Source organism: Psychrobacter sp. AOP7-B1-25 (assembly GCF_052376195.1).
Lineage (GTDB): Bacteria > Pseudomonadota > Gammaproteobacteria > Pseudomonadales > Moraxellaceae > Psychrobacter.
This window is the reverse complement of record NZ_JBQSVK010000001.1, coordinates 116,060-140,075: the sequence shown is the minus strand read 5'-3', so window position 1 is coordinate 140,075 and position 24,016 is coordinate 116,060. Positions and strand designations below refer to the sequence as shown.

General features: G+C 42.3%; 16 protein-coding genes. 6 read left to right on the top strand and 10 right to left on the bottom strand.

Going from position 1 to position 24,016, the window contains the following annotated elements:
* The first annotated feature begins 401 nt into the window (after positions 1-401).
* Entirely contained in the window at positions 402-1,898 is a 1,497-nt protein-coding gene (locus ACT3QR_RS00545; RefSeq protein ID WP_444519459.1) for a cytochrome ubiquinol oxidase subunit I, read from the top strand.
* On the top strand, positions 1,898-2,914 hold the full coding sequence (gene cydB, locus ACT3QR_RS00540) for a cytochrome d ubiquinol oxidase subunit II (protein WP_444519458.1): 1,017 nt from the start codon (positions 1,898-1,900) through the stop codon (positions 2,912-2,914). Before ACT3QR_RS00545 ends, cydB begins: the two co-directional genes overlap by 1 nt.
* 324 nt (positions 2,915-3,238) lie before the next feature.
* On the opposite strand, the gene murU is transcribed toward cydB, so the two are convergent.
* Positions 3,239-3,976, bottom strand: a complete 738-nt coding sequence (gene murU, locus ACT3QR_RS00535; protein WP_444519457.1) for an N-acetylmuramate alpha-1-phosphate uridylyltransferase MurU — start codon at positions 3,974-3,976, stop codon at positions 3,239-3,241.
* A 46-nt stretch (positions 3,977-4,022) separates the two neighbouring features.
* On the bottom strand, positions 4,023-5,126 hold the full coding sequence (locus ACT3QR_RS00530; protein ID WP_444519456.1) for an aminoglycoside phosphotransferase family protein: 1,104 nt from the start codon (positions 5,124-5,126) through the stop codon (positions 4,023-4,025).
* 380 nt (positions 5,127-5,506) lie between these two features.
* On the opposite strand from ACT3QR_RS00530, the gene ACT3QR_RS00525 reads away from it, so the two are divergent.
* Positions 5,507-8,587, top strand: coding sequence for an LPS-assembly protein LptD (locus ACT3QR_RS00525; protein WP_444519455.1), 3,081 nt, complete (start codon positions 5,507-5,509; stop codon positions 8,585-8,587).
* 156 nt (positions 8,588-8,743) lie between these two features.
* Positions 8,744-10,135: a peptidylprolyl isomerase gene (locus ACT3QR_RS00520; protein ID WP_444519454.1), complete on the top strand. Its 1,392-nt coding sequence runs from the start codon at positions 8,744-8,746 to the stop codon at positions 10,133-10,135.
* Positions 10,136-10,612: 477 nt separating this feature from the next.
* Here the strand turns inward: ACT3QR_RS00520 and ACT3QR_RS00515 are convergent, their stop codons facing one another.
* A complete protein-coding gene (locus ACT3QR_RS00515; RefSeq protein WP_444519453.1) occupies positions 10,613-11,743 on the bottom strand; it encodes an endonuclease/exonuclease/phosphatase family protein in 1,131 nt (376 codons plus the stop codon).
* Positions 11,744-12,160: 417 nt separating this feature from the next.
* Between ACT3QR_RS00515 and asd the strand changes: the two genes are divergently transcribed.
* Complete coding sequence (gene asd / locus ACT3QR_RS00510; protein ID WP_444519452.1) at positions 12,161-13,294, top strand: aspartate-semialdehyde dehydrogenase; 1,134 nt, start codon at positions 12,161-12,163, stop codon at positions 13,292-13,294.
* Positions 13,295-13,358: 64 nt separating this feature from the next.
* Here the strand turns inward: asd and ACT3QR_RS00505 are convergent, their stop codons facing one another.
* Positions 13,359-14,015, bottom strand: a complete 657-nt coding sequence (locus tag ACT3QR_RS00505) for an SOUL family heme-binding protein (protein WP_444519451.1) — start codon at positions 14,013-14,015, stop codon at positions 13,359-13,361.
* Positions 14,016-14,279: 264 nt separating this feature from the next.
* Here ACT3QR_RS00505 and tgt point away from each other — a divergent pair, with 264 nt between their 5' ends.
* Complete coding sequence (gene tgt / locus ACT3QR_RS00500) at positions 14,280-15,431, top strand: tRNA guanosine(34) transglycosylase Tgt (protein WP_444519450.1); 1,152 nt, start codon at positions 14,280-14,282, stop codon at positions 15,429-15,431.
* A 130-nt stretch (positions 15,432-15,561) separates the two neighbouring features.
* On the opposite strand, the gene ACT3QR_RS00495 is transcribed toward tgt, so the two are convergent.
* From ACT3QR_RS00495 to rseP, 6 genes are all read right to left on the bottom strand, one after another.
* On the bottom strand, positions 15,562-16,914 hold the full coding sequence (locus ACT3QR_RS00495) for a sodium-dependent transporter (protein ID WP_444519449.1): 1,353 nt from the start codon (positions 16,912-16,914) through the stop codon (positions 15,562-15,564).
* Positions 16,915-17,215: 301 nt separating this feature from the next.
* The gene (lpxA, locus tag ACT3QR_RS00490; RefSeq protein ID WP_444519448.1) at positions 17,216-17,995 is read right to left on the bottom strand and encodes an acyl-ACP--UDP-N-acetylglucosamine O-acyltransferase; all 780 of its coding nucleotides are present in this window, start codon (positions 17,993-17,995) and stop codon (positions 17,216-17,218) included.
* A 199-nt stretch (positions 17,996-18,194) separates the two neighbouring features.
* The gene (gene fabZ, locus ACT3QR_RS00485; protein WP_444519447.1) at positions 18,195-18,704 is read right to left on the bottom strand and encodes a 3-hydroxyacyl-ACP dehydratase FabZ; all 510 of its coding nucleotides are present in this window, start codon (positions 18,702-18,704) and stop codon (positions 18,195-18,197) included.
* 52 nt (positions 18,705-18,756) lie between these two features.
* Positions 18,757-19,773: a UDP-3-O-(3-hydroxymyristoyl)glucosamine N-acyltransferase gene (gene lpxD / locus ACT3QR_RS00480; protein WP_444519446.1), complete on the bottom strand. Its 1,017-nt coding sequence runs from the start codon at positions 19,771-19,773 to the stop codon at positions 18,757-18,759.
* Between the two features lie 146 nt (positions 19,774-19,919).
* The gene (gene bamA, locus ACT3QR_RS00475) at positions 19,920-22,319 is read right to left on the bottom strand and encodes an outer membrane protein assembly factor BamA (protein ID WP_444519445.1); all 2,400 of its coding nucleotides are present in this window, start codon (positions 22,317-22,319) and stop codon (positions 19,920-19,922) included.
* A 262-nt stretch (positions 22,320-22,581) separates the two neighbouring features.
* Positions 22,582-23,958 carry an RIP metalloprotease RseP gene (rseP, locus tag ACT3QR_RS00470; protein WP_444519444.1) on the bottom strand — a complete coding sequence of 459 codons (1,377 nt, stop codon included), beginning with the start codon at positions 23,956-23,958 and terminating at the stop codon, positions 22,582-22,584.
* Between the last annotated feature and the right edge of the window lie 58 nt (positions 23,959-24,016).

The following is a 24,016-nucleotide window of genomic DNA, read 5'->3' as shown; positions in this document are numbered from 1 at the left end:
TAAATTGAGGTTATAGGTTTCAAATAAGTATTATGCTCACGCGTACTTCTTTGTTTTTAATAACATTAATTTTATTTTTCAATGTTTGATTTATGTTATTTTGATGACTCTTAGGTCTGCAACTAACGGGTTAGGTTGCTTGCGTGTGTATATAGGTAGGCGCATAATATATCTATAGCACACGACAGTAATATATAAATTTATAAGGACATAAATTATTCAATTCAGCTAAAAAGTGAATCGCAGACTTAGCCACAATTTACGTCTAATAGTGCTAAGCTCATAACACTGAGCTATTGCCCGTAATGCTTGCCGCTTTGATCTATGGATAGTTACGGACAGTTACTTGAGCGTTGTATGGAAGTCAGCGCTATTCAGCTAACAGATGAGAGTAACCTTTTATGTTCGCTACATTTATGATTGACCAGATGGATGCGCTGATGCTTGCGCGTATCCAATTCGCTTTTGTTATCTCGTTCCATATTGTCTTTCCTGCCTTTTCTATCGGACTTGCCAGCTGGCTTGCGGTACTCGAGTTTCGTTGGTTGAGAACTGGTAAACCTATCTATGCTGAAGTCTACAAGCACTGGGTAAAAATATTTGCTGTTGTCTTTGGTTTAGGCGTGGTATCGGGCGTGGTAATGTCCTACCAGTTTGGTACTAACTGGGCAGTATTCTCTGATAAAGCCGGTAACGTTCTAGGTCCTTTACTCGCCTATGAAGTATTAACAGCGTTCTTCTTAGAAGCGTCCTTCTTGGGTATTATGCTATTTGGTTGGGGCCGCGTGAGCAAACGCATGCATTTTGCTTCAACCGCCATCGTTGCTATCGGTACATTGATTTCCGGTTTTTGGATATTGGCTGCCAACAGCTTTATGCAGACCCCTCAAGGTTTTATGATGGGTGCAGATGGCCTGCTCTATCCAACCAACTGGCTTGAAATTATCTTCAACCCATCGTTCCCTTACCGTTATGCTCATATGATGACCGCCGCATTTTTGACAACTGCTTTTGTTGTCGGTGGTATCGGCGCATATTATATTCAATCCAAAAAACACGTTGAACATCGCGCCCACGGTCGTGTAATGCTAGGTATGGCAATGATTATGGCCATCTTTGTCGCACCTGCGCAGGTGTTGATTGGTGATGAGCATGGTCTAAATACACTTGAGCATCAACCTGCTAAAGTTGCTGCGATGGAAGGTATTTGGGAGGATGAGCGCGGTGCCGCATTACGCTTGTTTGCAATCCCCGATCAAGAAAATCAGACCAACAAATATGAAGTCGCTATTCCTTACGTATCTGGGCTAATCCTCACTCACTCATTAGATGGTGAAATTAAAGGCCTCAAAAACTGGGCGCCTGAAGACCAACCACCAGTGATTATCGTGTTTTGGGCGTTCCGTATTATGGTTGGTATTGGTACGCTAATGGTATTGGTCGGCTTATTTAGTTTGTACAAATACTTCAAAAAACAGCAGTTCAATACTGACAGTGTGTGGTTCCACCGAGCGTGGATGATGATGACACCACTTGGTTTTATCGCCTTACTAGCAGGTTGGTTCGTCACTGAAACAGGACGCCAGCCTTGGACAGTTTATGGTGTCATTCGCACTGCTGAAAGTATGTCCCCACTTGCAGCACAGCAAGTAGCTACCACGTTGATTGGCTTTATCGTACTGTACATATTTGTCTTTGGTGCAGGTAGTTTTTATATCTTGCGCTTGATTGCTCAAGGGCCTAAGCCTTACACAGATCCCGCAGAAGACAACTTCTACGAGCATTCAGTGACCGAAAGTCAAGGTCGCACGTTAAGTGGTGATAGTAACCCTGCTAAAAGTACTGAAGAAGGCTTAGATGAGCCTACAAATGATGTCGATGATGGAGGGTTACGCTAATGTTTAACTTCGGTGATGTATTAGATTTACCTCTCATTTGGGGCGGTTTGATTGCTTTATCTGTCTTTGTCTATGTACTACTTGATGGCTTTGATTTAGGCTGCGGTATCCTGTTCCCATTTGCAGGTTCAGATAAAAACCGTAGCCGTATAATGAACTCAATCGCGCCATTTTGGGACGGTAACGAGACGTGGCTAGTACTAGGTGGTGGTGGACTATTCGCAGCGTTCCCAGTTGCTTATGGCATCATCATGACAGGTCTATATCTACCAGTAACTGCCATGCTATTCGGTCTTATCATGCGTGGCGTAGCGTTTGAATTTCGCTTCAAATCGTCTGCACGCAGGCATGTATGGGATACCTTTTTCTTTGTCGGCTCAGTCATTGCTACTTTCTCTCAAGGTATTATGCTTGGGGCGTTAGTACAAGGATTAGAGGCCAGTAACCGTTTATATACTGGTGGCCCTTTTGATTGGTTCACACCTTTTTCTATAGTGTGTGGATTTGCCATGATTATCGGCTATGCCTTGCTTGGCTCTACTTGGCTCATCATAAAAACAGAGCACACGTTACAAGTATGGGCACGCCAAGTTTCTAAATGGATGCTCACTGCTTTATTGGTTGCGATGGTTGTGGTCACAGCATTTATGTACTTCTCAGACATAGATGCATTAGAAGGATGGTTTGGTTTCCCAGATTTATTATACCTCGCTCCTATGCCTATCATCGTCATGCTTTTATTCTTTATCATGCGTAAAGACTTAAAAACTGAGCGTGAGTATCGTCCGTTCTTGTTAACGGTGGCTCTATTCTTAATGGGTTATATTGGGGTTTGTTTTGCCATATTCCCTTATATCGTACCGTATCAAATGACGATTTATGAAGCGGCTGCGGCTGATACTTCATTATCATTTATGCTTATTGGCGCATGTATCATGTTACCGATTATCTTGAGCTATACAGCATTTGCTTACTATACCTTCAAAGGTAAATCTGATCACAATCCAATGTACTAGTCGCTAATCGCGGCAGGTAACGGATCAGCTAAAAGGGATGGCTGTCATCATTTATAGATGGTAGCCACACTTCATACGCTAATCAGGAGATCTCTATGAAAAAGTTCAGTAAAAAACAATCACAATGGGCATGGTTTTTGGGTCTATATGTGGCAGGGTTTTTAGTGGTATTTACCATTGCTCAGCTAATAAAAATGGCCATGGGTGTTTAGTATAATTGCTTAATCATACGTAATATCTAAAACTGCTATGACAACTATTTATATACATATAAAAAAAGCAGCGTTGAATAATCAACGCTGCTTTTTATTTATCTCAAATTCATCAGCTTGGTTTACCTTGATGCTCGATATCATTCTGTTCGATAAACTCGTTGACCTGTGCTAAGCGCTCAGATGTCCCCACGTCTATCCAATTGTCTGTCGTCACTTCAGCAGTGATCTGAAACTTTATCATTGCTTGCTTCAGTAGTGGTGCTAAAGCCGCAGGTTGTCCTGACACCAGACCTTCTACCAATTTCGGTGACATTACACTAATACCAGCGAAGGTATACTTGTCCGCATTGCCAATCGGCTGCTCACTAGCAAGACCGTTATTAATCGCGAAGTCGCCACCATTATTGTGCTTTGGGTTATCAATTAATAATAAATGCGCACGCTGATCCGCTCCTAACGTATAGTCTATTAATTGAGAAAAGTCATAGGTAGTCCAGACGTCGGAGTTGACTAGAATAAACGGCTCATCCTTTAGTTTGCCTGATTGCAATGCCTGAAAAATACCGCCCGCCGTCTCAAGTGGTTCATCGTCTTCTACTGACCAGTGCAGCTTTACGCCGTACTGTGAACCGTCGCCTAACGTGTTCATCAACTTATGTGCTAACCATGACGCGTTGACCGTAATATCAGTAATACCCGCTGCTTTTAAGGCTTTAATGTGCCAAACAATAAGCGGTTGACCAGCGACTTCAACCAAAGGCTTCGGCGTCTCAAGTGTTAATGGACGTAGGCGTGTGCCCTTACCCGCTGCCAAAATCATGGCCTGTGTAATAGTAGAGGTAGACATCTGCGTTCCTATTTTTATTATTCAAATTAATGTAGCTGTGCGTTATCTACGCTGAGGCAAACTTCTCTTTATAAGCAGGTAGCACTGCCTCTTGTAGCCATTGATTAAACGGTATAATTGATTGCTTTAGCTCATCACTACCATGCTCGGCAAGCCAGTTTAATTCAATAATTAAGTCGCGCATGACTTTAGGGATATCCGCCAAATAGCGGTCTTTGCCGTCACGCTCAGACAAACGAATAAAAATCCCTAATACCTTTAGGTGACGTTGTACGCCGATGACATTCACATCATTTTCAAACTGCACCACGCTATCAGCAGTAGTTAATGAATTTTGTTTTTGTAGCTGCCAAAAGTCACTAATCCATGTATATATTTGGCTCTCTGGCCAATCTACATAAGCATCACGTACTAACGACACTAAGTCATAAGCATACGATCCAACGACAGCATCTTGGAAATCAATCACCCCCAACTTTGATTTATCTACTTGATCTTGCATGAGGTTGCGGCTGTGATAATCACGATGGACCACCACTTGTGGCTGTCGTAAAATCTCATTCACTAATGCGGCTTTTAGATTCCCCCAAACTTGCTCATTTAGCGCTACACCAATATAAGGTATAAACCATTCGCTAAATAAATCCATCTCACGGTCTAATAATGCTATGTCATAATCTGGCAGTTGGTGTTGCGACCTTGCTGTTTCTACTGGTACCGTTTGTAGCGCGGCTAGTGTCTGCATTGCTAGCTGATAGTAGTCATTAATTTGGTCTGCAGTGGCATCGACAAGCAAATGGGCGAATTCTACTGTGCCAAAATCTTGTAATACCAAAAACCCTTTTTCTATATTTTGTGCAGTCAGAGTCGGCACGTTGACAGCGGGTGACATCAATTTAGCGACATTGATAAACTGCCGCATCGCATCCTGCTCGTCAGCGGAGTCCATGACGATATAATGTTTGTTGGCGCTCTTATCTGTCTCTGACAACTCGATTCGATGATACCGGCGCGCACTAGCGTCGCCAGGTAGGCTGTCTAGACTAAATGTTTGATCTAAAAATACTTGTTGTAACCATTGCTCTAATTGCTGTTGGCGGTTGTTGTTTTCTTCGATCATATCAGTCTCTAAAGGCGTTTTGTCAGTCATATTGGGCATCGCTGGTTAAATATAAATCATAAATAATTAAAGTAGTGATAAGTCAGACAAATACTTGCTAAAATAGCGATATGTGGCAGTGCTATACAGGCTGTCATAGACGTATTGCTATATCATTCAATACCTAATATCAGATAGAATCGCTGTCGCTACTTAAAAATTAGCATGGCTATATTATAAATTTTGGTAAATAGTGTAGCTGATTTGGTTTTTTTTGACTATGATTAGTCGTCATTATATGTAAAACATCCAAATTTTTGAGAATACATTAGTCATATTTTAGTCGCTCATTCACTACTTTAATCGTTCGGTGATACCGTTACTAAACTCAGTCATGCAATCCAATAAGCTCTGCAATCATAGGTGTGCCCTTGTTATATTCTCCGCTTTACCAAAGCATCCGCTTGATCTTATTTGGTGCCTTAGGCTTATCTAGTCTAACTGTCAGTGCTGCTATTGGTGATGCCAATACGCAAAAAACTGAACCACTTACTACGGACAGTACGGGCAGCTATATTTCTAATAGTGTAGCGACTGACGCCGATAATACTAGTCGTACCCAAAATAGTGACGGCTATCAAGAAACAGACGTTCTAACAGACGTTCTAGATGATAACTATCAAGACAATGCTAATTTTGCTAATACGAATAATGCGACTGTATCGAATGATACTACGTTAGAGAGCAAATTCTCGGAGAACAACGACCTAAACATTACAGGTATTGATGAAACTACTGACTCTGACACTTTTAGCAATGAAGTTCCCAATACTGCTAATTTAGATACAGAAACCCGTGATCAAACAAATAGTACTGAGGCAAATAGCAACGCCTTTGTTCCTAAAGCGATAACAACAGAAAATGGCAAACTAGATCTTAATGATGAGAGTATTCAAGCCAGCCTAATGCGCTTAGCAGAATTTTATGAGCTGACACCAGATACCGATGCTTCTACATTAAACAACGTCGAAGAAACTAGCAGTGCTGAAACGAATAATGCTCATAACAACGCCATGCTTGCGGCACAGACGATTCCAAAGGTAGGTAGAGACTTACGTCTGTTGCCAAATGCCGTGAACAGTGCCCAACGCTGCGAAGGCCAGTGGGTACATCCGCAAAGCAATCCCAATTACCAACGTGCTGTGAATGAAACAGGTACTGCAAACGGACAACCAGCACCAAATGTGGCTAGCGTTCCGAACAATCAAGCCCCCTTATTTACAGAGTCTGATTACGGTTATTACAACAATGTCAATTATGCTGAGCTATCTGGCAACGTGAAAATTGATCAAGGTACCCAGCATATCGAAGCAGAACAAGTCATGATTGACTTGGACAATGGCGTTGCTGCTGCTCAAGGCAAGGTGATGTTTACAGATAATGCGACTGGACAGCCTATACAACGTACGCGCAATGGGCAGGCTGGCTTTAATGATAGAGCGGCACAAGGTGGCCTCATTGGCGTGGCGGACAGCTTAAATTACAATACCGAAACTGGTCAATCAACGGCTAATAATGTGGCGTTTGCCAGTGTTGGACTGCAAGCACACGGCTATGCCAAACACTTAAACAGACCCAACGATAGTGAGTACGAGTTGGATCAGGTTATGTTTAGCACCTGCCCACCTACCAACCGTAAATGGCAGTTTGAAGCCAAAAGTATCGACCTAGATACCGATACGGGGCGCGGCGAAGCGTACAATACAACTTTCCGTGTTGCTGACATACCTGTTTTTTACCTTCCTTACTTTAACTTCCCGATAGACAGCCGTCGTAGTAGTGGGTTTTTATTGCCAAGTGCTACCGTCAGTAGTGAAAACGGCCTTGAAGTTGATATTCCATACTATTTCAACTTGGCACCTAACTATGATGCCACCCTTAATACACATATCTATACTGATCGTAACCCTATGCTATCAGGAGAGTTCCGCTATTTGACTGAAAACTATGGGGAAGGTGCTTTAAACGGTTCATACTTACCAAACGATAAAGAGTATGATAACGAAGATCGTACTAGTTTGTTTTATGACCATACTTGGTCCTCAAAAAGCATTCCACGATTGAGTGCTGATGCCGAATACAACTATGTATCGGATGCCGATTACCTTGATGATTTCGATACGTTGGGTTTGTCGGATAACACCTTAAACTTACCACGTCGTGCTCGCGTCAATTATTACAACGATTATGTCGATGGTGAGTTAAAAGTAGAAACTTTTCAGACTCTAGATGCTTTTACTGATAATGGCGAGGCGTTGGAAGATAAAGATAAGCCGTACTCACGATTGCCACAACTCAAATTAAATTATCGACTACCTTGGGCCGAGCACTTTGATATTACTGGTGTTCACGACTCTGCATACTTCAAAAAATCTATCGATGACGGCTCTGAAAATGAGAAGAGTGGCACACGCATTTATAATAAACTAAGCGCTGCCTATCCGATGGAAAATTCTTGGGGTTACATCAAACCCAAGCTTAGCTTGCAGCATCTTTATACCTCATATGATGAAGATAGCTTAGCGGATAACCAACTTAGTGAAGAAGATGGCAACCAATCTGTCTTTGTTCCGCAAGCCAGTATTGATGCTGGTCTGAATTTTTACCAAGCAGGTTCACCATTTGGCGCGTTTGACGATACGATGGGCGGCTATCGTTTACTTAGTCCGCGCGTAAAATATACGTACTCGCCGTATGAGAACCAAAATGACATCCCTAACTTTAATACGCGTATTGCCTCTATTAACTATGAACAGCTATTTTCAGATAGTTGGTTTTTAGGTCATGATCGTTTGCAGGATCTACATTCTATTACGCCTGGCGTCAATTATCGTTACATCGATGCAACGGGTGTGACACGTTTTGATGGTAGCATTGCAGAACAGTTCTATCTAGATGATGGACGTGTAACACTTGACGACGATCAGCCAGTTTTTACTTCGTCTTCTTCAGGTATGGTATGGGATACTAGCACTCAGCCTTACAATAACTTTTGGGTTGATGTAAGCGGTGCCTTAACCAGTAATTATGACTTAAACTATATTACGACTGAACTGCGTTATCAGCCGTCAGACAATAGCTTATTCAATGTGGGTTATGTCAAACGTCAGCGTGATGACAATACCGATCAGTTGCCATTGTCGGCGTTTACCGCTTCCGCTGTTTTCCCTATTAATAACAGTTGGCGTATCTTGGCTCAAGGACAATATGATCTTGACAGCGACAGAATGCTTGATTCACTCATCGGCGTTGATTACGAAGATTGCTGTTTCGGCTTTGCTGTTTATGGTCGCCGCTATTACAATGACTTGAACGTGAAAGACAAACCAACACAAGCCATTATGGCAGAAGTTAGATTAAACGGCCTTGGTAGTGGTAGCAGCCGCTTGACACGATTGCTTGCTGATAAGATTTTGGGCTTTGAACCTGTACAGACAGCTTGGAAAGACTAACCAATTTTTTGCTAGATTAGCGTTATTTACACAAGTATTTATAAGACACTGTTTCAACCCCTATTAAGGGAAACGCTGTCGAATATTTTATTATTAAGAGTATTGGATAGAGTTGACCGACTACCATCCGATGCAATGACATTGATGAGGAGCATCATGAGATTTTTTTCTTTACGTCAGACTAGCAGAGCAGTATTGCTATCTATGGCAGGCCTTACGCTTACGTTAAGTGCCAACGCTGCTACTGTCGAACCTGAAGCGGCTCAAGCTTCTGCCTCTGCTACGCAAAACTCAGTTAATCGTTTGACGCCAGCCAATAGCACAGACGGTATTATCGCCTTGGTCAATGAAAGTGCTATCTTGAAAAGCGAACTGGTCAATGCTATCGAGCAAACCCAAGCTCGTGCAAAAGCTGCTGGAGAGCCTATCGCAAACTCCGCGCAGCTACAGTCTGAAGTGTTAAACGCGCTTATTTTACGTGAGTTGCAGTTAACAATGGCGAAGCGCTCTGGGGTATCTGCTGATGAAGCAGAGATCAATCAACGTCTTGCTCAAATCGCTCAAGCTGAAGGGCTTAATAGCATCTCGGCATTGCAGCAACGCTTAGATACAGCGCAACCTGGCAGTTATGCTGCTCTACGTGCTCAACTGATCGAAGAAGCTTCTATTCAAGCGCTACAACAGCGTCAAATTACTCGCCGAGTACGTATTAGCGAGCAAGATATTGATGCGTTTCTGGCCTCACCTGAAGCTAAGCGACTGAACCAAAGTGAATATCAAACCATTCACGTACGTGTTCCTTATATAGATGATTATAGTCGTTTGTCGACCGCTCAACGTGAAGAAGCATTAAAAGTTGCCCAAGCCTTGCGTACACGTTTGCTTGAGCCAAACGTCAACGTCGCTGAAGCTGTTGCTGCTAGCCAAAGTAGCTATCCGATTCCATTGCAAGGTGGAGATATGGGCTTTCATAAGGCCGCTTCTTTACCGACAGAGCTGTCTAGCAAAATTACTAAGCTAGACGTTGGTACCGTAAGCGAGCCATTATTAACTCCTGAAGGTATTGATATCATCAAGCTGGCTGATAAAAAAGCCAGTAATACAATGCTAGTACCACAATGGCATACTCGCCACATTTTGGTAAAAGTCGATGACCTACAAACTGATGCGCTTGCTGAACAAAAAATCAATGACTTGTACGAGCAACTTCGTGGCGGTGCTGACTTTGCTAGCCTAGCCTCGACGTATTCAGACGATCCAGGTTCTGCTGGACGTGGTGGTGATCTTGATTGGGTTAGCGAAGAGGATATGGTTGGGCCATTTGAGGCCACAATGAAGAATACAGCAGTTGGTGACTACTCAGCACCTTTTAAGACACAATTTGGCTGGCATATCCTAAAAGTTGAAGGTCAGCGTGAACAAGATATTAGCGAGCAATATCGTCGTAATATGGCGCGTCAAGCACTGTATCAACGCCTAGCCCCGCAAGCTCAAGAAGACTGGCTACAGGAGCTACGTGCTGGCGCTTATATCCAGATACTTGGCTAATATATTGCAAGAAGCTAATAGCACTAAGTTAGCGAAAGTATTGAATCGATAGAAATAAAATAAGGGTATATGCCATTGCATAAGCCCTTATTTTATTTGCGCAGTTAAATATTTAACTGCAAGCTTTGAAAGCATCTCAAAGATAAATATTCTAAACTTTGCCAAACCATACCCTATACACAAAGAAAAACCCCGAACCTAGGGCGATTGGTTCAGGGTTTCAATACTTCATGTTGTTGTTATTATCTCTCTTCCATGCTGACTCATCCTAAGTCATTTAACAGTATTATTTAAGACAGCGGGCTGACCTGTGCTTTTATTCATACTGTCTCAACACCACATCCATGCATATCCTTGTGTTGATGACTGTATTATATGCCAATGAATTCGGTGCCGATAGAAGCTAAAGACTCTATTTTGCGTAAGCATATGCTTACGTCATCTCTAGATACTACAGCTGATAAATAGCCTCTTTTATCAACCAAAACTGCGTTGCTCTTTTTTATGTTCCTCTGAAACTTTTTCGCCTTCTTTTTTTCCTTCTTCGATTTTATCATCAGTCTCTTGGATATCTTCTACTTGTGCAGTAGGCGTATTGCCCTCTTGCTTGCTTGTCTCTTCTGGCTCATATTGCAAAGTAGTCATCACAGGAAAATGATCAGACCCTATAGATGGCATACGCTCGATATCAACTACTGTAAAGCAAGCACTATGAAAAATATGATCTAAAGCCCAGCGTAAGAATGGATATTTAACATGGTAAGTATTAATAAAATGTCGACCAATGCGAGGATCTAGCAGTCCAGAGATACGCTGGAAACGACGAGTAGTTTTTGACCATGCCACATCATTAAGATCACCTGCCAATATCGCGGTTTGGTTGTTTTCTTTTATATGTTTACCTACCATGAGTAGCTCAGCATCGCGCGTGGTAGATTTATCCGCTTCAGTTGGACTAGGCGGCATAGGGTGCAAACAATATAACCAAACGACACGGCCTCCTTGCAAGCATAGCTGAGTATGGATAGAAGGTATGTCATCTATCATCAGATATTTAATTTCAGGATCGATAAGCTCAAGCTTAGAATACAAATGCATGCCATACAAATTATCCAGTGGTACTTTCACTGTATAAGGATAATCAGGCTCAATTTGGTGTAAGGCTTGCTCCCATTTTTTGTCACTCTCAAGGGTAATTAAAATATCCGGCTGCTTTTGCTTGACCAAATCAACCAGTTTTTGCGTTTCATCGTTGGGCGTCAATACATTTGATACCATCAGTTTTAGTTGATGCGCTTGTCCTTCGGGCTTGTCCTTTGCCTTTTGGACTTCTTTTTTCCACAGTTTGGTATAAGGCAGCACCATTCTCAGTTGAAATGCTAACGTACCGCTTAATACAGCAAACAATACCCACTGCCATAGCTCCCACTCTGAGAAAAAAATTATCATACCGACCCAAGCGATAACCCCAAGCACCATTATTTGAATGCGTGGAAACTCAACGCCACGTACCCACCAGTTATCCAGCGGCAACCAGCCCCACATCGTGACAAATGCGATGAATACTGCTAGACCTTGTAGGGCATAATATAATAGTGATAGATCCATAAGTAGATACTAACCGTTGATTGGAGTGTTTATGATATATATTAGTTAAACTTTTATTTGATAAAAAATAGCGTGGTGGCAACTCAATCAATGTTGAAAAAGCAATGTTTGAGACTTACTTTATCATTTCAAAAGATACTCGCCTACTGATGAGTCTCAAATATGCGACAACTATCATAAAACGTTACAATACCAGCTCACTCGGTATAATGAACGCTTTGTTGAATATTATGTTTTTGAGGTCGCTAGATAGCCAAGTACTTCTTCAATAGTAATAACTTAAAGTTATAGTCAACATAGTAAATAGTGTATCGAAAACGACCAAATAATGGCCGAAACGCCTTGCTTTTTCGCGCTATTCACGGCATTGTTATCGGTTGACGATGCAACAAATAATTGTAAATAGGATTGAACTTCATGAGTGATTTAACAGTAGGTTTGGTAGGCTGGCGCGGTATGGTAGGGTCAGTATTGATACAACGTATGCAGGAAGAAAACGACTTCAACGGCATTACGCCTGTGTTTTTCTCTACCAGTAATGCTGGTGGTGATGCACCAAAATTCGATGGTATTGAAACCAGCCAACTAAAAGACGCTCATGATATTGAAGCACTCGCCGCTTGTGATGTCGTCATTACTTGTCAAGGTGGTGACTACACGTCAAAAGTTCATCAACCATTGCGTGATAGTGGTTGGAACGGCTATTGGATTGATGCAGCAAGTACATTACGTATGGAAAATGACAGTATCATCATTTTAGATCCAGTCAATCGTGCTGTCATTGATAGCGCTCTAGCCAATGGCAAAAAAGACTTTATCGGTGGTAACTGCACAGTGTCGTTGATGCTGATGGCTATCGGTGAGCTGTTTAACAAGGGCTGGGTTGAATGGGTCAGCGCGATGACTTATCAAGCCGCTAGTGGTTCTGGTGCAAACAATATGCGTGAACTCATCAATGGCATGGGTGTATTACATGATGCTGTCCAAGACGAATTGGCCGACCCTGCTAGTGCTATTCTTGAGATTGATAAAAAAATCGCTCAGACTCAACGCTCAACAGATTTCCCTAAGCAATACTTCGGTGTACCACTTGCAGGTAGCTTGATTCCTTATATCGATGCGCAGCTAGAGAACAAGCAGTCAAAAGAAGAATGGAAAGGCGGCGTTGAGACTAATAAAATTCTAGGTAACGACGAAGCCAGTACAATTCCTATTGATGGTATGTGTGTACGTGTCGGTGCTATGCGCTGTCATGCACAAGGCCTAACGATCAAACTCAAAAAAGACATTCCACTAGAAGAGATCGAAGCTGCTCTCAAAAACAGTGGCAATGAATGGTTGGACTTAGTTGAAGATGACAAAGAAGCCACTATGGATCGTCTAACTCCAGTAGCCGTCACCGGCACCCTAACCGTTGCCCTTGGCCGCTTGCGTAAGCTTAATATGGGCCCTGAGTATCTAGGCGCATTTACCGTTGGCGATCAGTTATTGTGGGGTGCTGCTGAGCCATTACGCCGTATGCTTAACATCATCCGTGAGCAAAACGTCTAACGCAGACACCCTAAATTAAGCACAAAAAAGACAGCAATTGCTGTCTTTTTTTATGGATTGCTTGCTACTCGGGTTGATACGCAATCATCACCTCATTGCGACGTAAAAATGGTAGCGTCCAAGGTGGATTATAACGCGCTAATTCAGGTTGTCCTGTCACATTTAGTTTTTGACTTTCCATCCAAGATTGTAATTCTGCCGTTTTAGTTGCGACTTTTTTACTACCTGCCAATCCTGAAAATTTAATCACACCGTACGTCTGTGCGGGTACTTCTATAATCTCAACGTTTGGATTGTTTGGCTTAGGCAATGTTTGCATCGTATATTGACTAGGCATCGTAAATTGTACGCGCCACTTACCATCTTCCTGTTGCATACTGACTGGTGCTGTCATCGCAATTTTCTGTGACTCACTGCTGTCTGTGCTATCAGCTTGCATCGTGACAGGTGCAGTCATACTAATCTTACTACTACTTCCACTTGGTGCTGTGTTGTTACCAAAAATATAGTCCGCTAACACTTTAAACCCTTCACGACTTGCTGAGTCCTGGTCACCACTCACCCATGTTTGCGCTACTAGTTGCTCATCATAGCGACGCAACTCAAAGTCATCTGTTTGTGCCAGTAACGTGTACTCTGGCTCTTCTGTCTCAGCAGCTACCACCCCTTTCGATATTAACAATAATCCACCTGCCAATAATAAATACCCTGTTTTTTTCATATTGTGTCTCCAGCGTCTAAAAGCGTAGTTTGGCAATAACTATTACCTCACTTGTATAATTTCTACTGTATCAATACAGCGTCAGCCCTGTCTGTGTCTTTTAACGTGCTCTCTGTGTTTTTTGGTTATAACAAGACGACGTTAAATAAAGTCACCGAAAAATATATTGACCATATATCGTTAGCACTAAATATCCATGTCCAAAAAAATCGCCAACAATGCTATAATTAGCGCCATTTTCATAGCTTAAATAGCGGTTATCATATGCAATTTGTCTTACATAAAACGGCCAGCGGTGCAACGCGTGCACGCCGTGGTACAGTTCACCTCAATCATGGCGACGTACAAACGCCTGCTTTTATGCCTGTTGGTACTTATGGTACGGTCAAAGGCATGCTGCCACGTGATATCGAAGCCATTGGTGCTGATATTATTTTGGGCAATACCTTTCATCTATGGTTACGTCCGGGTACCGAAGTCATTGATAAGTTTGGTGGCTTGCATAAATTCATGCATTGGGACAAACCTATCTTGACTGATTCAGGTGGTTTCCAAGTCTTTAGCCTTGGCGCGATGCGTAAAATCACCGAAGAAGGCGTGAATTTTAAATCCCCTATCGATGGCGCAAAAATATTTCTCTCACCAGAAAAATCTATGCAGATTCAGTATAGCTTGAATTCAGACATCGTCATGCAGTTCGATGAGTGTACCCCTTATCCGGCGACTCATGATGAAGCCAAAAAATCTTTGGAGCTATCACTACGTTGGGGACAGCGCTGTGTTGATGAGCACAACAGACTGGGCAGCACCAACGCCCTATTTGGTATTGTGCAAGGCAGTATGTATCCTGATTTGCGTCAGCAGTCGCTTGAAGGCCTGTTAGATATTGGCTTTGATGGTTATGCCATTGGCGGTCTTTCAGTTGGCGAGCCCAAAGAAGAGATGATGGATGTCCTAGATTACCTGCCTGATGATATGCCAGCAGACAAGCCGCGCTATCTTATGGGTGTTGGTAAGCCTGAGGATTTAGTTGAAGGCGTACGCCGCGGCGTCGATATGTTCGACTGTGTGATGCCAACGCGTAACGCCCGTAACGGCCATTACTTTGTGACAGGCGATACAGACAACGCTGGAGTGGTACGCATTCGTAATAGCCAATATCGCAACGATGAAGGCCCGTTAGATCCTGAATGCGACTGCTATACTTGCCAAAACTTTAGCCGTGCTTACCTGTATCACCTTAATAAGTGCAAAGAAATGCTGGGCGCTCAACTAGCCACTATTCACAATTTGAGCTATTACCAACGTTTGATGCAGGGTATCAGAGATGCTATCGAGCAAGATAAATTTGATGAGTTTGTCAGTGAGTTTTACACCAAACGAGGTCAAACGGTTCCTGAGTTAAACTTGCGTTAATCCTGTTTAGCATTCACTACTTGTTATCTAAATCTGTTGAAATCAAAAAGGGCTTAAGAATAATCTTAAGCCCTTTTTTCGTACTGCTTTTATAAGCCAATGATTCAGATAGAATCGACGATGATAACTACTATCCCATCAGTGAAGTTACAAATACAACTACAACAGCGATTGGCGCGATGAATTTCGCAACAATTTGCCACAGCTGCCATGCACCGTTAGACAGTCCAAGCTCTTGTTGAATATTACGCTGATTCATTTTCCAACCAGCGAATAAGATAGCGGCAAGACCTGTTAGAGGTAATAGGAATTTACTGGTAAGTTTATCTAGCGCATCAAAGATACCATTACCCATAATAGTAAAGTCTGACCATAGGTTAAATGATAACAATGCGGCAATACCTAATAACCAAATTACGGTACTTGCAGCGATAGTCGATACAGTACGACTCATTGAGGTACGCTCTTCCAATAACTCAACAGTCGGCTCAAGTAAAGAGATAGATGAAGTGATAGCGGCAAAGGTAATAAGCAAGAAGAACAATGCACCGATGATGGTACCTGCACTCATGCTACCGAAAGCAATTGGTAAGCTTACAAAGATAAGACCAGGGCCTGCTGCAGGATCTAGACCATTGCTAAAGATAATCGGGAAAATTGCTAGACCAGCGGCCAAAGCAATAACGGTATCTAAAATAACAACGGTACGTGCAGTTTTTAATAGGTTCACTTCACGACCTAGATAAGAACCATAAGCAACCATGATACCCATACCAATTGATAGCGTGAAGAATGCGTGACCTAATGCAGCCAGCATAACATCAGCAGTCAACTTGCTAAGATCTGGCGTGAATAAGTAAGCGACTGCTTCACCAAACCCGCCATTCATCACGTTATAACCAACGATAACGAAAAGAATTACACCTAGTAATGGCATCAAAATTTTAGCGGTTTTTTCAATACCACTTGTCACACCGATACCAACGATAACAGCCGTTATAATCATGAAAGCTGTGTGCCAGATTGTCAACGTACCAGCTGAGGCTAGCATAGCATCAAAAGTTGCAGCGACAGAGTCACTATCTTGACCTACAAAGCTGCCCGACGAAATTTTTGTAATGTAGTTAAGAGCCCAGCCGCCGATGACACTATAAAACGATAGAATTAAGAAACCACCTAAAACACCAGTAGCACCAACAATCCCCCAACTACGAGACCTACCTTCATCAGCTGCTACGTCTGCAAACGTATTGACTGGATTTTTTTGACCGCGGCGACCAATTAACCATTCAGCAACCAATATCGGAAAACCGACCAGCGCAATACAAAACAAATAAGCAATAACGAAAGCTGAGCCACCGCTTTCGCCAACCATGTATGGAAATTTCCATATGTTTCCTAAACCAACTGCTGAGCCTACTGCTGCCAACACGAAGCCAAAGCTTGAGCTCCATTGTGCATGTTCTTGTTTATTGATAGCCATTTTTTCCGTCCTCGTGCTTCAATTAACATTGCTGATAATCTTCCTTGATAAACATAAATAGTCAGTCTTATTATCGAACTATTTAGTAAACGCGTCGATACAAAGCGTCCAGCAACATTAAGAAAGAATTGTTTACAATATCATAAACGCTCAGTTTCTGCTAAGCGACCAAAAAAGTCAAGTATTCATAAATATAAAAAGCCATAACAAATAGTTATGGCTTTTATGTGACTCATCTTTAGTATATAAGAATTTGGTTTATTAAAAGTATAAGATTCATCATTGATCGAGAAGTATTTTTTTAACGTACAACACCTCGGCTGCTATTTTGTAGTGAGTCAATAAGCAGCTGAATCTTTGGTTCTTGAGGTAGCAGCTCATTGTTTAACGCTTCAAGTGCTTGTACCGTCGTCAAACCTGACCTAAAAATCACGCGGTACGCTTGACGCAATGCGTTGATAGTCTCTTTTGACCAGCCTTTACGGCGCATTCCCTCAACATTCATACCATGAGTTTTAGCTGGATTACCAGATACCATAGTGAAAGCAGCCACATCTTTTAAAATTAAACTAGCACCGCCAATTAAACTATAGTCATCTACTGTACAGAACTGGTGAATACCTGAGTTGCCTCCGATGATGATATGGTCGCCAATAGTCACATGCCCTGCCACACCCACATTGTTTGCTAATACGTTATGATCACCAATCACACAATCATGTGCGACATGCGTGTTTACCATCAGCAGGTTGTGGCTACCGATTTTGGTTAGCTCGCCATCCTGTGCTGTACCACGATGCAAACTACAGGCTTCGCGAATCGTATTATGATCACCGATTTCAAGCCAAGTACGCTCTCCTGCATACTTCAAATCTTGAGGGTCTTCACCAATACTTGCAAACTGATAAAACTCATTGTGCTGTCCAATACGAGTCAGTTTCGTCACAACAACATGTCTATGCAGGACCGTATGTGCACCAATTGATACTTCATCACCAACGATACAGTAAGGCCCAATTATGGCAGTCTCGTCAATCTGCGCGGACGGTGAGATGAGTGCTGTAGGATGAATCTGACTCATAAGATGGGCCCTTGTATCATTTGATGCGAGTAAATAATAAAAAAGTATCGCTATTTCAGTCTTACTAACGAAGCTAATACCATTTGCGTTGTCGAATCTATATATAGCTCATTATACAATCATAAAAAGCGATTTAGATACCGCCCTTTATATGTTATGACTTATCACCAACTTAAACATCCTTTGTTTTAATAGGTTTTTATTGCTCTTGACGTGCAATCATAATTTGGGCACTGGCAGCCAGTTCATCTTCGACATGGACAGTACAATCAAACTTATAAATACCATGTTTTTGCATCACGGTTTTCGCACGAATGATAAGTTGATCACCAGGAATCACACGACGTTTAAAACGGACTTTATCCACACCTGCAAATAGATAGAGGTAACCGTCTTCTGCAGTCAGTCCTGCACTAATAAAGCCAAGCACTCCTGACACCTGAGCCATGGACTCTACCATTAATACACCTGGCATAATCGGCTCATCAGGAAAATGACCGTTAAAAAACTCTTCATTGATAGTCACGTTTTTGATACCAGTAATACACTCACCTGGCGTACAAGCGACGATACGATCTACCAGCATAAAAGGATAACGATGTGGTAAATAATGCTTAATCGTATGATACGTTAATGGTAATGTAAGACCTTGCTCAGCTAAGCTTTTAACGTCTTCATCAGTTGGGATATCTATATTGTTACTGCTCATAATGACGCTTCCTTGCTGTGTTTTGAATATCTATTATTTGTTTGTGTTTGCATTAGTTGCTGCCTAGCTGACGAAAACGTACAGCTGCACGTCGCCAATTAGCAGTCGGCATTGCAGCAGTACCAGATGAATATGAACCGGCGGTTTTAATGGATTTGGTTACCATGGTCATCCCAGACAACGTTACATCATCCGTAATATCAATATGCCCTGTGATACCGACAGCACCGCCTATTATACAGCGCTTACCTATCGTAGTACTACCCGCAATGCCGGTTTGCGCAGCAATAGCAGTACCGTCACCGATACGGACGTTATGAGCAACTTGTACCAAATTATCAATAATAACATGATTACCAATAACGGTATCATCGATAGCGCCACGATCGATACACGTCTGGCTACCAACTCGCACATAATCGCCAATAATGACACGGCCCAACTGAGCTATGCGCTCCCAACCTGTGTTGCTAGGTTCTTTAGTAGGAGCAAAACCAAACCCTTCAGATCCAACACTTACCCCTGCATGCAACCTAACGTGATTACCGATAACACACTCAGGACCGACAACGACTTGTGACTTAATCACACAATCAGTACCGATACTGGTATTGGCTTCAACCACGACGTGAGCATCGAGTGAGCTGCGCGCTCCTATTTGCACATTGTCACCAATCACACAAAAAGGGCCGATGTTGACTTGCTCACCAATAACAGCACTCTCTGAAATCACAGCACTAGGATGAATTCCATTAGATAAAGAATGACGCGCAAACAGCTGACTAGCACTGGCATAGGCCAAATATGGATTTGAGACAACTAGTGCCATTGCTGAGGTAGGCACTTGGTCACGATATGCTTCCGTCACTAATACTGCGCCTGCATCGCTGCTAGCCAAGCTAGAGATATAATGAGGATCTGCCAAAAAGCTTAGCTGCTGTTGACTGGCCGTCGTCAGGCTACCGACGCTACTGAATGGTTGACACAATTGCTCAGTATCAATCTCAGCCTTATTAATAATAGGCTGACGCTGCTCAATTCGAGTAATGAGTTGCTCAATCGTTATCATAATGACTATTAATAAAATATGGTTATAAATGAAACGGTCGCCAAAATAACAATGCGTTTTGACGACCTACTAAGCTCTAATGATATTTCCGTCTATTTGAGACAATCTTTAAAATTATTCAAGTAGATGAGAATAATGTCACTAATCTAGAATGTATTACCAATCTGGAACTGGACTTTTTCAGTCTCATCGCCTTCTTTGTCACCAAATGGTACCGCATAGCTAAGTGAAATTGGACCGATTGGCGTATACCAAGTGATACCAGCACCGGCACTGTAGCGGAAGTCATTATCTTGGGTCAATAGTGGAACATCTGAATCATTAAAAGTGCGATCTTCTTTATCAGAGGTATCAAAGACCTGGCCACCTTCAGCAAATAATACTGGGCGTACCTGATCTGCCCAATCACCTTTAAACGGCATTGGCAAAATCAATTCAGCACCAAACGTTGCTAGCGCATTACCACCAACCTCTTCTCCGGTAAAAGTTTGATTATCTGGATCATTGACCGCATCAAGATAAACTTGTGACTTAGGTCCTAGAGTAGATGATTCATAGCCACGTACTGAGCCATAACCGCCAGCATAGAAGTTTTCATAGAACGGTAAATCGTTACCATAACCAAGCTTAGTATAACCACGCGCGATTACGTCTTTATAAACAGGATAGTATACATTGCCGGTATAAGTTAGCTTTTGATAGTTGGCATCACCAAGACCGATAGTTGCATCAACCGCATGGCTCATCCCTTTAGTAGGAAATACTGGGCGGTCTAAAGTGCTGTAGTCCCAACCAAACAATAGATTGTAAGTCTGATAGTCATTTTTGAAATTTGCAACGCCATCCGTATCAACCTCAGGTGTTTTTGTACCACCATCGTCTAGAATCTCTTGAGCATTAGATATCCCTAGATAGCGACCACCACGAACCTTTGTATTGTCCACATTCAGACCGGCACTAAGACGTTTGGTTTCATCAATAGGATAACTATAGTTCAGTGTGGCACCATATGAATCGGTCACATAATTACTAACGTTATCATCATCATATTTGGTTTTGCGATAGTAACCACTAATACCTTGGGAAACACCGTTTTCTGTAAAATACGGATCAGTATAACCTAGGCTATAAGAATCATAAGTCTCTGAGCGAGAAAGTGCAGCCTTGACGCGGTTACCTGTACCCATAAAGTTATTTTGAGTCAGATCCAACTGGAAAGTCACACCGCCACTCTGTGAGTAACCGGCGGCAATCGTTGAGCTACCAGAGGGCTGCTCTTCAACCACATAGTTTACATCGACTTGATCTGGCTGGTTAGGTACTGGTTTAACATCGACAGTGACATTTTTGAAGAATCCAGTACGCATCAAACGCGTGCGTGACAGCTGAATTTTTTCATTAGAAGATAGCGTACCTTCTAACTGACGCATTTCACGACGCAATACTTCGTCTTGCGTTTTAATATTACCGGTAAAATTGATACGGCGAACGTAGATAGGACGTGCAGGGTCAATATAGTAATCGACATCAACCATTTTAGTATCGTCATTGATACGTGGAACTGGTCTAATTTGAGCTAAATAATAGCCTTCATTGCCATAGCGTCTTTTAAGAGTATCTGTCGTAGCGTCTAGTTTTGCTTGCGAATACTTCTCATTAGATTCAAAGGTAACCAGTTCTCTTAGCTCACTATTTTCAAAGGTAGGCTTACCTAAAAAGTTCACTTCGCCAAACTGATATTGCTCGCCTTCGCTTAGACTAACTTCAATAAATACACTACTTTTATCTTCGCTGATGTTTAATACAGCATTATCAACTGAAAAACGCACATAACCGTCGTTTTGATATAGCGATTTTAAGCTCTCTAGACTGGCAGCCAGTTTTTCTTGAGCATACCGATCAGACTTAGATAGCAGTTGCGTCCATGAAGACTCTTTTACCGCGAAGACGTCTTTAATCTCTTCATCACTAAAGTGCTGATTACCAATAATATTGATATCAACAACTTTAGCAGGCTTACCTTCTATAAACTTCACGTCAAGTTTTACGCGGTTACCGTCTAGGACTGTTTGTTCTACTTCGATATTGCTATTGTAATAACCTTGGCTAACATATTGTTGTTGTAGCTCATTGGCCACGCCTTGCAAGGTAGACTGCTTAAGCACATCACCAGCTGATAGTCCAGCATTGCTAAGACCTTGTTCTAGCCCTTCTTTTGGAATGAGCTTGTTACCTTCAAAGGTTACTTCAGCGATTGTTGGACGCTCAATGACGTCAAATCTTAGCTGGCCACCTTCGACACGGCTTTGGATATCAGCAAAATTCTCAGTTGCATATAGTGCCTTGATACTGGCAGCTAAGCTACTATCATTCACTGTATCGCCTACCGTAACAGGTAAGACCGGATAGAGGCTATCAGGGGTTAGGCGTTGTAGACCATTAAAGCCGATGTCAGTTACTACAAATTCTGCAGCCTGTACTGGCATACTCATCATCGCTACAACTAACGGCAACCCAGCCGCGCTCATAATTAAAGGCGTACGCATAAACACTATCCGTCAATAAAAAAATTGCTTAAATTAAGTTAAAAGGCACGTATTGTCTAACCCATTCACATAGGGCTATAATTCTATGCAAGGGCAACTCAGAACACTTTATATAAATTGCATCACAAAATAAACTAAAAATTACGATTAGTACAGAGGCTACGACACAGAGTAGCATGCCTATCATAACAACAATCAGCCTGTAATAGGCGTAAAACCTCTAGTATATCGTGCTTTATCAGCTATGTTTCTCATTAGCTGATCAAAATAGGCGACTGATATCATTACCAATTGCTAACACCATGAAACCTGCCAGCAAGAGTAAACCAATATTTAGACCGACCATTTGCACACCTTCAGATAATGGCTTACCACGTATTAGCTCAATAACATGATAGACAATATGACCACCATCTAATACTGGAATCGGCAAGAGGTTCAAAACGGCAAGACTCAAACTAATCAGTGCTGCTGTTGATAATACCATCTGCCAACTGATATCAAAGCTTTGCTTAGCGACTTTGGCAATAGTAATTGGTCCTGATAGATTGTCTAAGCCAATCATACCTGACAACATTTTCCCCATCGAGCTTACGGTCATTACCGCTAGCTGTTCAGTTTTTTCAAACGACTTAACTAACGACTCACTAGGGCCGTAAACCACGGTGGCCTTATAGTCATCAGGGATAACAATCTCAGTCTGATCCACCATCGCACCGATCTGTCCGTAATCATTGCCCAAGTTGTCTTTTTTGCCTTGAGGCATAATCTGCAACTGTACAGGCTTTTCATCACGCAACACCGTGAATTTCAATAGCGTCTCAGGATTATCACGGATGATACGTGTGGCACTAATCCAGTCTTCAATTGCCTTATCATCAATAGCAGTAATGCGATCACCAACCTTTAGCCCTTGGCGGCTAGCTGCGCCATCAGGAGCCAAGCCGCCTACAATCGGAGCAATCTGTGGCTGCCACGGCAACATACCAAAACTAGTCAATGCGTCTTTACCTTGAGCCTCGCCTTGCATAAACTGCGTGACTGGTGCTTGATAGGTTTTGGTTGGCTGTTCGGTTTGGGCATCTGACTGTAAAGTAATACTAACCTTATCCGTTTCACCCATACGTCCTGCAAGCCGGTAGTTAATACCTTCCCATGTCTGCACGTCGTGTCCATCAATCGCAACAATCTTATCACCGACTGGTAATTGCGCCATCGCAGCAGGCGTGTCTGGTAGCACCTGCCCAATCTTAGTCGCCAACTGCTCAGATGGGGTCATAAACAACACCCAAAATAGCGCGATAGCGATGACAAAATTCATGATAGGGCCAGCTGCAACGATAGCAATTTTCTTGAGAGGATGTTGTCGATTAAACGCAAGATGCTGCTCATCTTTTGCAACATTACCTTCACGCTCATCTAGCATTTTTACATAGCCGCCGAGTGGCAATGCTGAGATACGATAATCGATACCACTCTTTTTGCTAGTCCAACCAAAAACTTTCGGACCAAAACCAATAGAGTATGTTAGCACTTTGACACCGCAAAGCCGCGCCACGATGTAGTGCCCCCACTCGTGTAAGGCAATAAGTGGGCCCAAGACAAATATAGCGGCTAGAACTGTTAGTAAAAACGTCATGATTTTTTCTCAGTATTGTCTCTCAACATTTTTATTAACATCTTTACTAATATCGTTT

Excerpts from the sequence above, each read along its gene's own strand:
- ACT3QR_RS00545 (WP_444519459.1), top strand. The coding sequence starts at position 402 with ATGTTCGCTACATTTATGATTGACCAGATGGATGCGCTGATGCTTGCG.
- cydB (WP_444519458.1), top strand. The coding sequence starts at position 1,898 with ATGTTTAACTTCGGTGATGTATTAGATTTACCTCTCATTTGGGGCGGT.
- murU (WP_444519457.1), bottom strand. The coding sequence starts at position 3,976 with ATGTCTACCTCTACTATTACACAGGCCATGATTTTGGCAGCGGGTAAG.
- ACT3QR_RS00530 (WP_444519456.1), bottom strand. The coding sequence starts at position 5,126 with ATGACTGACAAAACGCCTTTAGAGACTGATATGATCGAAGAAAACAAC.
- ACT3QR_RS00520 (WP_444519454.1), top strand. The coding sequence starts at position 8,744 with ATGAGATTTTTTTCTTTACGTCAGACTAGCAGAGCAGTATTGCTATCT.
- ACT3QR_RS00515 (WP_444519453.1), bottom strand. The coding sequence starts at position 11,743 with ATGGATCTATCACTATTATATTATGCCCTACAAGGTCTAGCAGTATTC.
- asd (WP_444519452.1), top strand. The coding sequence starts at position 12,161 with ATGAGTGATTTAACAGTAGGTTTGGTAGGCTGGCGCGGTATGGTAGGG.
- ACT3QR_RS00505 (WP_444519451.1), bottom strand. The coding sequence starts at position 14,015 with ATGAAAAAAACAGGGTATTTATTATTGGCAGGTGGATTATTGTTAATA.
- tgt (WP_444519450.1), top strand. The coding sequence starts at position 14,280 with ATGCAATTTGTCTTACATAAAACGGCCAGCGGTGCAACGCGTGCACGC.
- ACT3QR_RS00495 (WP_444519449.1), bottom strand. The coding sequence starts at position 16,914 with ATGGCTATCAATAAACAAGAACATGCACAATGGAGCTCAAGCTTTGGC.
- lpxA (WP_444519448.1), bottom strand. The coding sequence starts at position 17,995 with ATGAGTCAGATTCATCCTACAGCACTCATCTCACCGTCCGCGCAGATT.
- fabZ (WP_444519447.1), bottom strand. The coding sequence starts at position 18,704 with ATGAGCAGTAACAATATAGATATCCCAACTGATGAAGACGTTAAAAGC.
- lpxD (WP_444519446.1), bottom strand. The coding sequence starts at position 19,773 with ATGATAACGATTGAGCAACTCATTACTCGAATTGAGCAGCGTCAGCCT.
- bamA (WP_444519445.1), bottom strand. The coding sequence starts at position 22,319 with ATGCGTACGCCTTTAATTATGAGCGCGGCTGGGTTGCCGTTAGTTGTA.
- rseP (WP_444519444.1), bottom strand. The coding sequence starts at position 23,958 with ATGACGTTTTTACTAACAGTTCTAGCCGCTATATTTGTCTTGGGCCCA.